8 protein-coding genes are annotated in these 12,358 nt (G+C 74.8%); all 8 read left to right on the top strand.

Annotated features, from left to right (window positions below):
• Positions 1-291 precede the first annotated feature (291 nt).
• The 8 genes from Saso_RS07885 (at position 292) to Saso_RS07850 (ending at position 12,355) form a co-directional block, all read left to right on the top strand.
• Positions 292-915, top strand: coding sequence for a helix-turn-helix transcriptional regulator (locus Saso_RS07885; protein ID WP_189922819.1), 624 nt, complete (start codon positions 292-294; stop codon positions 913-915).
• On the top strand, positions 912-1,556 hold the full coding sequence (locus tag Saso_RS07880; RefSeq protein ID WP_203833512.1) for a response regulator transcription factor: 645 nt from the start codon (positions 912-914) through the stop codon (positions 1,554-1,556). Before Saso_RS07885 ends, Saso_RS07880 begins: the two co-directional genes overlap by 4 nt.
• Positions 1,557-1,716: 160 nt before the next feature.
• Entirely contained in the window at positions 1,717-4,908 is a 3,192-nt protein-coding gene (locus tag Saso_RS07875) for a non-ribosomal peptide synthetase (protein ID WP_189922821.1), read from the top strand.
• Positions 4,909-4,938: 30 nt separating this feature from the next.
• Complete coding sequence (locus Saso_RS07870; RefSeq protein WP_189922823.1) at positions 4,939-6,207, top strand: aspartate aminotransferase family protein; 1,269 nt, start codon at positions 4,939-4,941, stop codon at positions 6,205-6,207.
• A gap of 29 nt (positions 6,208-6,236) precedes the next feature.
• Positions 6,237-7,184 carry an ornithine carbamoyltransferase gene (locus tag Saso_RS07865; protein ID WP_189922825.1) on the top strand — a complete coding sequence of 316 codons (948 nt, stop codon included), beginning with the start codon at positions 6,237-6,239 and terminating at the stop codon, positions 7,182-7,184.
• A gap of 52 nt (positions 7,185-7,236) precedes the next feature.
• On the top strand, positions 7,237-9,567 hold the full coding sequence (locus Saso_RS07860; protein ID WP_203833511.1) for a lantibiotic dehydratase: 2,331 nt from the start codon (positions 7,237-7,239) through the stop codon (positions 9,565-9,567).
• Entirely contained in the window at positions 9,564-11,090 is a 1,527-nt protein-coding gene (locus tag Saso_RS07855; RefSeq protein ID WP_189928737.1) for an amino acid adenylation domain-containing protein, read from the top strand. Before Saso_RS07860 ends, Saso_RS07855 begins: the two co-directional genes overlap by 4 nt.
• The gene (locus Saso_RS07850) at positions 11,087-12,355 is read left to right on the top strand and encodes a pyridoxal-phosphate dependent enzyme (RefSeq protein WP_189928738.1); all 1,269 of its coding nucleotides are present in this window, start codon (positions 11,087-11,089) and stop codon (positions 12,353-12,355) included. The genes Saso_RS07855 and Saso_RS07850 overlap by 4 nt, the downstream gene beginning before the upstream one ends.
• Positions 12,356-12,358 lie beyond the last annotated feature (3 nt).

Genomic DNA, 12,358 nt, shown 5'->3' with positions numbered 1-12,358 from the left:
TTCCGCGGCGGACTACCCAGTTGGCGCCACCGCCGGGCCCCTTTCGCGCTGCCGGGCGGGTCGGCGGGAGCGGTGGGCGGCGACGACGGCGCCGCGGCCGGGGCGAGCGGGCCGGGCGGCCGGGCTCCGTCCGGCGGCGCGCGGCCGTGTGCGGTCCGGCCGTCGGTGTACGGGCCGGGGCCGGCGCGGCGGGGCACGGGAATGCGGGTAGTCGCGCCCCATGCGGCGCGGCGCACGGGTTGCCGAGACTCCTCGCCGAGAGGTTCGTCCTGCGCTGACCGAGGAGTACACATGGGCAATCCCCTGTCGTTGTGCGTCGTGGCCCTGGACCCGCTGCTCGAAGCCGGTGCCGTCAGCGCCCTGTCCGGCAACCCGGACATCGCACTGGTCCGGCCGGAGGAGAAGGCCGACGTGGCCGTGGTGATCTTCGACCGAGTGGATCGCGAGGAACTCGATCTGGTGGCCGCGACCGGCGGCGGCCCGCACCGGCCCGCCGTCATCGTGATCGCCTCCCACATGTCGGCGGCCGAGGCCGCGGACGCCGTCAACGCCGGGGCCCGCGGCCTCCTGCGCCGGCACGAGGTGGACGCCGACCGGCTGGCGCGGACCGTGCGAACCGTGGCCGGCGGCGACTGCACCGTGCCCCCCGACCTGATCGACGGCCTGCTCGACCAGAGCACCGAGACCGACGCGTATCCCGGCGTACGGGGCCGCGGCCCGGACTGGGGGCTGGACGAGCGGGAACGCGCGGTCCTGCGGATGGTGGCCGACGGCCGGGAGACCGATGAGATCGCCAAGGAACTCTGCTACTCGCCGCGGACGGTGACCACCGTGGTCCGCGACATCACCCAGCGGTTCCGGCTGCGCAACCGCGCCCACGCGGTGGCCTACGCGCTGCGGACGGGCCTGCTGTGACCGGCCTCGTCCTCGAAGCGGCGCCGGTTGCCGGGCGGGACGACGGCGCGCCGCGCGTACATCTGTGCCCGGCGGGCGGGGCGGCCCGCGACACGGTCGCCGCCGGTCTGCGCCGGGCCGGCGTCGAGCTGGTGGCGGCCGGAGACCGCGACGGGGTCGTCCGGGTTGCCGCGGGCCGGACGCCGGGAGCGGCGCTCGAGGGCCGACCGGAACCCGGCGGCGGCCCTCTCCTGCTGGTCGCCGACACCTTCACCGCCGCGGGAGTGCGGCTGGCCGTGCGGGCCGGGGTGACGGCGATGCTTCAGTCCGCCGAGGCCACGCCGGAGCGCCTGCTCACCGCCGTCCACGCCGCCCGGTACGGCGACAACCGGATGCCGTACGGCGTACTGGCCCGTCTCCTCGACGAAGCGGCCGGCGACGAGGCGGAGCGCCGGCACCCCGTGCCCGACTCGCCCCTGACGGCCCGGCAGAAGACGGTACTCGCGCTGGTCGCCGAGGGGCACGGCAACGCCGCCATCGCCCGTGAACTGTCCTGCTCCCAGCACACCGTGAAGAACGTCATGTACGACCTCATGACCCGCCTTCAGGTCCGCAACCGGGCGCACGCGGTGGCGTACGGCGTCCGCACCGGGCTGATCTGAGCCGGTCCCGGTCCCGACCAGAGACATTGACGCAGCAAAAGCCGCGACGGGCGCTGCCGCTCCTTCCCTACTGCGCAGCCACGCCCGAACGGCAAGCTCCGGACGTGCCCCGACCACCCGAGGCACGCGACGACCTACCCGACTCCTCGGAGGTGAGCCGGTGGACCGCTGTGACGGCCGGACGACATCCTTCTCGCAGCAACGACTGTGGTTCCTCGACCAACTGCGACCCGGCACGGCGGACCATCTGCTTCCGCTGGCGCTGCGCCTGCGGGGCGACCTCGACACCGAGGCCCTCGCCGCGGCCCTGGCCGACGTGGTCGACCGGCACGAGGTGCTGCGCACCCGGTATGCGGCCGCCGACGGCGAGCCGGTGGCCCATGTGGTCCCCCGGGTCGAGGTTTTGCTGGACAGGGTCGACGCGCCCGCCGCCGGAGCGGCCGGCATCGCCGCGGTCCTCGACCGCGCGCTGCGCCGGCCGGTCGACCTGTCGACCGCGCCGCCGCTGCGGGCCACTCTGGCGCGGCTCGCGCCCGACGACCACCTGCTGGTCGTCGTGGTCCACCACATCGCCTTCGACTTCTCCTCCTGGAACGTCCTCACCCGAGACCTGGCCGCGGCCTACCGCGGCAGGACCACCGGTGTCCGCCACGGGCTGCCGGAGCTTCCCGTGCAGTACTCCGACCTCGCGGCCCTTCAGCGCGAGCGGTCGGCCGGTCCCCGGCTCGCCCGCGGCCTCGACCACTGGCGCTCGCGGCTGGCGGGCCTGCCGCCGCTGGACCTGCCGACCGACCGGCCCCGCCCGGCCGAGTTCGACGGCGCCGCCGCCGTGGCCCGGTTCACCCTCCCTGCCGATCTGGTGGCGCTGACCGACCGGCTGGCGCGCTCCCGCCGCGCCACCCGTTTCATGGTGCTGCTCGCGGCCTTCCAGGCCCAACTGGGCCGCTACAGCGGGCAGAGCGACTTCGCCGTCGGCACCCCGGTCGCCGGTCGCGGCCACCCCGCCGCCAGGGACCTCATCGGCCCCTTCGTCAACACCGTGGTGCTGCGCGCCGACCTGTCCGGCCGACCCGGTTTCGGCGAGCTGGTGGACCGGGTCCGGCACACCTTCCTGGCCGACCTCACGCACGCCGACACCCCGTTCGAACGCGTGGTCGGCGAGCTGGCCCCGTCCCGCGACCTCAGCCGCAACCCCCTCTTCCAGGTCTCCTTCCTGACCCTCGACTCCCAGGCCGAACCACCCGACCTGCCCGGCCTGTCGGTCGAAGTGGTGCCCACCCCGGTCGCCGGGACGCCGTTCGACCTGGCGCTCGACCTGCTCGGCCGCCCCGACGGCAGCCTCGGGCTGCGCCTGGGGTACGCCACCGCGCTGTTCACGCCCGAGACGGCCGCCCGCATCACCGAGGACTACGTCCGGCTCCTGCACGAGCTGCTCGCCGCCCCCGACAAGCCGCTGGCCGGTGTCACCTCCGTACTCGAGCCGCTGCCCGGCGGCGAGCGCCGCCGCCGGCTCGCGCTCGGCCTGGGCAGCGCCCGCGCCGTGCCCCCGCAGACCGTCACCGACCTGTTCGAGCAGCAGTCGCGCCGCACCCCGCACGCCATTGCCGTCAGTTCCGGGGACGGCGAGCTGAGCTACGCCGGACTCGACCGGCGGGCCGACGAACTGGCACACCGACTGCGCGGCCTCGGCGTCGGCCGCGGCACCCGGGTGGGCGTTCTGCTGGAGCGCGGCACCGGGCTCCTCGTCGCCCTGCTCGGCGTTCTCAAGGCGGACGCCGCCTACGTGCCGCTCGACCCGCTGCACCCCGCGCGGCGCATCGGCCACCTGATCGAGGACACCAGGGCCGCCGTGGTCGTCACCACCGGCCCGCTGGCCGGACGGGTGGCCGGCACCGAGGCACGGACCCTTCTGCTCGACGGCGACCCGCCGCCGGCCGGCCCGGCGGACCGGCGGGAGCGGACCACCGGACCGCACGACCTCGCGTACGTCTTCCACACCTCCGGCTCGACCGGCACCCCCAAGGGCGTGCAGATCCCGCACCACGCCCTGACCAACTTCCTGCTCGCCATGGCGGCCCGGCTGGAGACGGGGCCGGAGGCCACCGTGCTGGGTGTCACCACCGCCTCCTTCGACCCCTCGATGCTGGAGCTGTGCCTGCCGCTGCTGACCGGCGCCCGGCTGGTGCTGGCCGACAGCGAGCAGGCCCGCGACCCCGAGCGCCTGATCCGGCTGATCGGCGAGGCCCGCCCGGACTTGATGCAGGCCACCCCGTCGATGCTGCGGACACTGGTCGACACGGGCTGGACCCCCGGCCCAGGTCTTACGGTGCTGTCCGGCGGAGAGAAGCTGCACACCGACCTGGCCGCGGCGCTCGCGGCGGACGGAGCCCCGGTCCTGGACCTCTACGGGCCGACCGAGGCCACGATCTGGACCAGCGTGGCCCGGCACGGCGCCGACGGACGGGTGGAGCGGTGGGCGGCGGTGGACAACACGACCGTCCGGGTGCTCGACGACCGGCTGGAGCCGGTGGCCGAGGGCGTCACCGGGCACGTCTGCATCGGGGGCGACGGCCTCGCATGGGGCTACCGGGGGCGGCCCGCCCAGACCGCCGGCGTCTTCCTCCCCGACCCGCACGCCACCGCGCCCGGCGGCCGGCTGTACTTCACCGGCGACCTCGGCCGGATCCGTCCGGACGGCTCACTGGAGATCCTCGGCCGCAGCGACCACCAGGTGAAGATCCGCGGCCACCGGATCGAACCGGGCGAGATCGAGGCCGCGCTCCTCGCTCTCGACGGCGTCCGCGCCGCCGTGGTGCACCCGACGCCGGACGCCGACGGCGGTCAGCAGCTCACCGCGTACCTGGTCGCGGACGACTCCGGGAACCCTCCCACCCCCGACGCCCTGCGCGCCGAACTGCTCGACTCCCTGCCCCACCATCTGGTGCCGGCCGCGTTCGTCCTGCTGGACGCCATCCCGACCGCGGTCAGCGGGAAGGTGGACCGCCACGCGCTCCCGGTGCCGGCGCCGCAGGCGGCCGGCCCGGCGGCCGCTCCGCGCACCCCGCGGGAACGGTCCGTGGCCAGGGTCTGGGAAGAGGTCCTCGGCGCCACCGGGATCGGCGCCCACGACGACTTCTTCCTGCTCGGCGGTCACTCGCTGCTCGCCACCCGGGTGTCCGTGCGCCTGCGCGCCGCCCTCGGGGTGGACGTCCCCGTACGGGCGCTGTTCGACCACCCCACCGTCGCCGCCCTCGCCACGGCCCTGGACGGCTATCCACCGCTGGCCCCGGACGGCCCCCTGCCGCGGCTGACCGCACGCCCGCGCGGCGCGCGCACGACCGCCGGCCGCTGACCGCAACCACCTCCTCGCCCAAGGACCGCCATGACACTCCTCGCGACCACCGACACCTCCGTCTTCGAGAAGATCGAGTCCGAGGTGCGGATGTACTGCCGTACCTTCCCCGTGGTGTTCGAGCGCGCCAAGGGCGCGCTGCTGCACACCGACGATGGCCGGCCCTTCATCGACTTCTTCTGCGGCGCCGGCAGCCTCAACTACGGACACAACCACGACGCCGTCAAGCGGCGCATCATCGACTACCTCGCCGACGACGGCCTCATGCACGGCCTCGACATGCACACCGTCGCCAAGCGCGACTTCCTCACCCGCCTCACCGAGGTCGTGTTGCAGCCGCGCGGCCTGGACTTCAAGGTGCAGTTCACCGGCCCGACCGGGACCGACGCGGTCGAGGCGGCCCTCAAACTGGCCCGCCGGGCGACGGGCCGCACCGGCCTGACCGCCTTCACCGGTGCCTACCACGGGATGTCCCGCGGTTCGCTGGAGGTCACCGGCAGCCGCCGCGCCCGCCGCGCGGGCACGGTCGCCGGCGGGGACGTGACCTTCGTCCCCTTCGAGGACGGCCCGCTCGGCCCGTTCGACTCGATCGGCCTGATCGAGCGGCTGTGGGCGGACCCGTCCTCCGGCACCGAACCGCCCGCGGCCGTCGTCGTCGAATCGGTACAGATGGAGGGCGGCGTCTACCCGGCGAGCCGGGAGTGGCTGCGCCGGCTGCGCGAGGTCACCGAACGGCACGGGGTGCTGCTGATCCTGGACGAGATCCAGACCGGCTGCGGCCGCACCGGCGCGTTCTTCGGCTTCGAGGAGTCCGGGATCGTGCCGGACATCGTCACCGTCTCCAAGTCCCTCAGCGGCTACGGGCTGCCGCTCTCGCTCACGCTGTTCCGCCGCGAGCTGGACCTGTGGCAGCCCGGTGAGCACACCGGCACGTTCCGCGGCAACCAGCTCGCCTTCGTCGCGGCCACCGCAGCCTGTGAACTGTGGCAGCAAGACGACTTCCTGAGCGGCCTTCAGCAGGGTGCGGAGCGGCTGGCCCGGTTCCGGGCCGACGCGGCCGCGCTGGACCCCGGCCTCGTGGTGCGCGGCCGGGGCATGGTGCTGGGCGTCGACACCGCCGGGGCCGGCGGTGCGGAGCGGGCCGAGCGCGTCCAGCGACACGCCTTCGAGCGCGGCCTGATCGTCGAGCGCTGCGGCCGCTACGACGAGGTCCTCAAGGTGATGCCCCCGCTGACGATCGAGCCCGGTCTGCTCGACGACGGGCTCGGCATCCTGCTCGACGCCCTGCAAGCGAACTGACGGCCGGCCACCCGAGGAGGAACCCCGCGATGCCCCGTCCCGACCGCCACCACCTGATCTCCGTCGACGACCTGACCGACCGGGAGCTGCGCCGGCTCGTGCACCGCGGCGCCCAGTACGCCGCCGGCGAGTGCGAGGGTGCCCGGCCGCTCGCCGACGCCGTCGTCGGCGTGCTGTTCCGCAAGACGTCCACCCGTACCCGGACCGCGTTCTCGGCCGGCGCGCTCCGGCTCGGCGCGCGGCTGATCACCTATGGTCCCGGCGACCTCCAGGAGAACACCGGGGAGAGCTCCGAGGACACCGGCGACGTCCTCTCCCGGATGCTCGACGTGCTGGTGGCGCGCACCGCGGGCAGCACCGAGGAGCTGCGCGCCTACGCCGCCCAGCAGCGGATGGCCGTGATCAACGCGATGAGCGCCGCCGAGCACCCCACCCAGGCCCTCACCGACCTCACCACGATGCTCGGCCGCTTCGGGCGGATCGAGGGACTGCGGGTGCTGTACGCCGGCGAGGGCAACAACACCGCCTCGGCGCTCGCCCTGGCCCTCAGCCGGTTCCGCGGCACCGAGCTGCACCTGCGGACCCCGCCCGGCTACGGACTGGACGCGGCCTTCCTCGACCGGGCCGCCGTGCACGCCAAGGAGTCCGGCGCGCTGGTCGAGGAACGGCACAACATGGCCGACCTGCCCGAGGTCGACATCGTCTACACCACCCGCTGGCAGACCACCGGCACGACCAAGCCCGACCCCGACTGGCGGCGCGTGTTCGCCCCCTTCCGGGTGGACGCCGCCGTGCTGGCGGCCTGCCCCGGCGCCGTCTTCATGCACGACCTGCCCGCGCACCGCGGCGACGAGGTGACCGGCGAGGTGCTGGACGGCCCCGCGAGCATCGCGTTCCAGCAGGCCGAGAACAAGTACCACAGCGCCCGCGCCGTTCTGGAGTGGTGCCTCGGCGGCATCCCGGCAGAGCCGGCCTGACGACCGGCCGACCGCCGGCCCGGCGCACTCTTCCCAGGGAGGTAGCACAGCAATGTCCGACACCATACGCATGCCCGGCGGCGGGTGGCGCCTGTGGACGCACTTCGCACTGCGCGGGCCCGGTTTCCCCGCCGCGGGAGTACTACGGCTGGCCCCGGAGGGCCTGGCCTCGGCCGCGGACAAGTTCGCCCCCGGGGAGGTGCCGGCGGGGGCGGACTGGCAGGCGTTCGAGGAGGCCTTCTCGGCGGCCGCGGTGCGCACCGCACGCGACCTCCAGGAGATCGCCGCCTCGGCACCGTTCCGCGCCGCGGTCGCCTGGCAGAACCGCACGGTGCTGCGCACCGGCATCAAGCCGTTCCTCGACTGGACACCGTCCGCCGAGGGCCGCACCAGCATGCCCCGCCAACGCGAGGAACTGGTCGCCCACTACTGGCAGCGGTTCTGCGTCAAGAACGACACCATCGGCTTCTTCGGACCGGTCGGCTGGGGCACCTTCGACCCCTCCCGGCACGACATCGAGGTGCACCCCGGCACGGGTCTGGTCGCCGAGTCCCGGGTCTACTTCTCCAGTTGGTCGATGGACGCCCTCGCGAAGGCCATCGACCGCGACCCGCGGGTGCGCGCGTGGACGCCGCCGCGCCAGGTTCCGTTCGTCCGGGTGGTCGACGGCGCGGTGCGCCTGCCCGGCCGCCCGCCGCAGCCGGCTCCGGAACCCGCGCTCACCGTCCTGCGCCTGTGCGACGGGCGCCGGACGCCCGCCGAGATCACCGCCCTGGCAGCCCGGGAGCTGGGCCGCGACCTGCCGGCCGGGGAGGTGACCGAGGCCCTGGAGTGGCTGGTCTCGCGCCGCCTGATCGGCTGGAAGCTGGACGTGCCCGCCGGTACCTACCCCGAGCGGGAACTGCGCGCCATGCTGGAGCGCATCGGCGACCCGGCGGTACGGGAACCCGCCCTGGCCAAGCTGGCGGTGCTGGAGACCGGCCGCGACCGGGTCCAGCGGGCGGGTGCCGACCCCGAGGAGCTGACCGCCGCGCTCGCCGCCCTGGAGGCGGGCTTCGCCGAGATCACCGAGGTGTCGGCGGTCCGCGAGAAGGGGGCCCGCACCGCGCCCAACCGCGCCCTGGTGTACGCCGACTGCCGCCGGTCCGCCACGGCGACCGTGGGCACCGCCGTGCTGGCCAGGCTCGCTCCGCTGGAGCTGTGCCTGACCGCCGCGCGCTGGATGACCAACCGGTACGCGGAGGCCATCGTCGCCCGCGTCCACGAGGCCTACCAGGAGCTGCGGAAGCTGCACGAGCAGGTCGACCTCGGCTCGCTCTGGTTCGCCTGCCTGCCCGCCCCGCACCCCGAATCCCTCACCGACATCGAGCGCATCCAGGCCGAGCTGCGCGAGCGCTGGGCGCGGATCATCGACGCCCCGGCCGGCGCCCGGCGGGTCTCGCTCTCCAGTGCCGCCATCGCCGACCGGGTGCACGAGGCGTTCCCCGACGGCGGGCGCGGCTGGTCGCTCAGCCGCTACATCAGCCCCGACCTGATGATCGTCGCCGAAGACGCGGCCGCCGTCGAACGCGGCGAGTTCCAACTCGTCATCGGCGAGCTGCACGTCGCCATGAACACCCTCGCCCAGTCGCTCTTCGTCCACCAGCACCCCGATCGGGAGCAGCTGATCGACGAGACCACCCGCGACTTCCCCGGCCCACGGCTGCTGCCCATGCTGCCCAAGGAGCTTCCGCTCAAGTGGTCCGCCCGCAGCCGGCAGTCCCTGGACCGCCCGGAGGACCACTACGTCGCACTCGCCGACCACAGCGCCGACCCGCACCGCCCGCGCACCGTCCGCTCCGGCGAGGTGCGGGTGGAGGAGCGCGACGGCGGGCTCGCGGCCGTGCTGCCCGACGGCTCGGTCTTCGACCTGCTCGACGTGTTCTGCCACGCGCTCAGCAACCGTGTGATGGACCGCTTCACCCTGCGCCGGGACGGCGACCACTCGCCCCGGATCACCATCGACTCCACCGTCGTCGCGCGGGAGAGCTGGCGGTTCGCCGGCTCCGCGCTGGCCTTCGCCGACGACAAGAGCGAGGCCAGACGGTTCGTCCGAGCCCGGCAGTGGCGGGACACCCACGAACTGCCCCGCTTCGTCTTCGTCGTCTCCCCCACCGAACCACGGCCCTTCTTCGTCGACTTCGACAGCCCCGTCTACGTCAACATCCTCGCCAAAGCCGCCCGCCGCCTCGCCCGCAAGGACCCCGACGCCCGACTCACCGTCACCGAGATGCTCCCCACCCCCGAACAGACCTGGCTCACCGACGACCAGGGCCGCCACTACACCTCCGAACTACGCCTCGTCGCCGTCGACCGGAGCACCGCCCCCGGGGAGCGGGCATGACCGCCCCCGCAGGGTCGACGTTCGTCGAGGCCATCCGGGCGCACGCCGTCCGCGCACCGCGCTCCCCGGCCCTGCTGACCGCCGACGGCCCGACCGGGTACGGCGAACTGGCCGCCCGGATCGACCGGATCGCCGCCCACCTGGCCTCCCGGGGCGTGGGCCCGGAGCGGGTCTGCGCGGTGGCCCTGCCTCCGGGCGCCGACGCCGTGGTCGCGACCGCCGCGGTCGTCCGGGCCGGCGGGGCGTTCCTCACCCTGGACACCGGCCTGCCCGACCGGCGGCTCGCCGCGCTCGCCGCCGGCGGCGGCGCGGCCCACCTGCTCACCTGCGCCGCCCTCGCCGACCGCCTCGGACCGCTGGTCGACGCACCCACCGTCCTGCTCGACCGGCTCCCGGCCGCCGGCCCGCCGTCGGCCGCCTTCCGCGCCCCCCTTCCGCGCTCGCTCGCCTACGTCAGCCACACCTCCGGCTCGACCGGCACCCCCCATCCCGTCCTGATCGAGCACGGCGGCCTGGACAGGTACCTCCGCGCCGTCGTCCGCGACAACGCCCTCGGGCCCGGCACCGTCAGCCTCCAGCTGGCCCCGCCCGGCTACGACGCGTCCATCCGGGACACCTTCGCACCGCTCGTCGCGGGCGGGTGCGTCGTCCTGGTGGAACGCGCGCGCCTGCTGCGCGCCGAGTCCTTCGCCGACATCGTCGCCGAGTACGGCGTCGACACTCTCCTCAGCACCACTCCCTCCTTCCTGGGCTTCCTCGCCCAGTCGCCCCGCGCGGCGGATCGGCTGCGCTCCCTGCGCCTGGTGTGCTCGAGCGGCGAGTCGCTGCGTCCCTTCCTCGCCGCCGGCGGCCGTGCGCTGGTCGGCGGCCGGCTGGTCAACCAGTACGGGCCCAGCGAGTGCACCATGACCTCCACCCGGTACGACGTGCCGACCGCCCCCGACTCCTGCGCCGACATCGTCGGCACCGCCATCGACGGCACCGTCGTACGCCTGCTGGACCCACGGGGGCGTGAAGTCCCCGACGGGCGGACCGGCGAGGTGCACATCGGCGGCGCGGGCGTCGCCCGTGGCTACGGCGGTCTGCCCGGCCTGACGGCCGACCGTTTCCCGCCCGACCCGTACGGGCCGCCCGGCGCACGGCTGTACCGGACCGGCGACCTCGCCCGACGCACCCCCGACGGGGCCCTGGAGTACCTCGGCCGGGCCGATCGCCAGGTCAAGATCCGCGGTCACCGCGTGGACCCTGCCGAGGTCGAGGCCGCCCTGCTCACCCACCCCGAGGTCACCGGCGCCGTGGTGACCGCCGAGACCGACGACCGGGGCCGGACCTGGCTCCGGGCCCACGTCACCGGTCCGCTCAAAAGCACCACCGACGCCCAGCTGCGCGCGCATCTGGCCGATACCCTGCCGCCGCACCTGATGCCCAGACGGTTCGCCCGTCTGGAGCGCCTGCCCGTCACGCACAGCGGCAAGGCCGACCGGCGGGCGCTGCGCGACAGCGTTCCGGAGCCGGTGTCGTGACGGCCGCGGACACCCGGATCGCACCGGCCGCCGTGCAGGCCGCCGCCGAGCGGATCGCCTCCCACGTGAGGCACACCCCGCTGCTGCGCCGCGACCTGCTGCCCGGACTGCTGGTCAAGGCCGAACACCTCCAGCACAGCGGGTCCTTCAAGCTCCGCGGCGCGGCCAACGCGCTGCTCGCGCTCGGCGCCGACGCCGTGGTCGCCGGCTCCTCCGGCAACCACGGCATCGCGGTGGCCACCCTGGGCCGCGGCCTCGGCGTCCGCGTCACCGTGGTGATGGCGGCCGGCGCGGCCGAGACCAAGGAAGCGGCCGTCCGGGCGCTCGGCGGCCGGGTCGTCCGGGTACCCGGCGGGGTGGCCGCCCGCGACCGGTACGCGAAGGAGCTCGCCGCCCGCACCGGAGCCGCGCTGGTGCCCTCCTCGGACCACGACCTCGTGGTGGCCGGACAGGGCACCGTCGGTCTGGAGATGCTGCGGGACGCCCCCGACCTCGACGCGATCTTCGTACCGGTGGGCGGCGGCGGCCTGCTGGCCGGCGTCTGCCTCGCCGCCGCCCATCTGGGCAGCGCGGTCCGGATCATCGGCGTGGAGCCCGACGGGGCCCGGCGCTACGCCCGCTCCCTCTCCGCCGGCCGCCCGGTCGAAGTGCCGCCCAGCGACTCGGTGGCGGACGGGTTGCGCGGCCAGCGGCCCGGCGAGGTGATCCTGCCGATCGTCCGGCACCGGGTCGACGAACTGATCGGAGTCGGCGACCCGGCCGTGCTCCGCGCGATGACCCTGCTGCACCGCGCCGGCATTCCGGCCGAGCCGAGTGGCGCGGCCGCCCTGGCCGGTGCCCTCCGGCTCAACCTCCCCGGCCGCAGCGCCGTCGTCGTCTCCGGCGGCAACAGCGCCGCCGCCCTGGCCGCCGCCGGAGCCGCGCACACCGGCACAGGCCGCCGACCGGCCGCTCCGCACCGCCCCGCTTGTCCACATCCACACCACTCCGAAGAAGGACGGGCCATGAACCCCATCGACACCGCCGAACTCACCGGGCTGATCACCGGCTACTACCGCGAGACGCTCGGCGACGACACCCTCGACGCCACGAGCGACTTCTTCGAGGCGGGCGGCGACTCGCTCGCCGCCTTCCAGATCGTCCACCGTCTCCAGGAACTGCTCGACGCCGAGATCGCGGTCGCCCTGGTCTTCACCTATCCGTCGCCGGCCGAGCTCGCGCAGGTCGTCGTCGACGACCTGTCGCTCGCTTCCGCATCGGCCTAGGGG

Source organism: Streptomyces asoensis, assembly GCF_016860545.1.
GTDB classification, from domain to species: Bacteria; Actinomycetota; Actinomycetes; order Streptomycetales; family Streptomycetaceae; genus Streptomyces; species Streptomyces asoensis.
The sequence above is the reverse complement of the archived record's forward strand: the minus strand, read 5'-3'. Positions and strand labels throughout refer to the sequence as shown.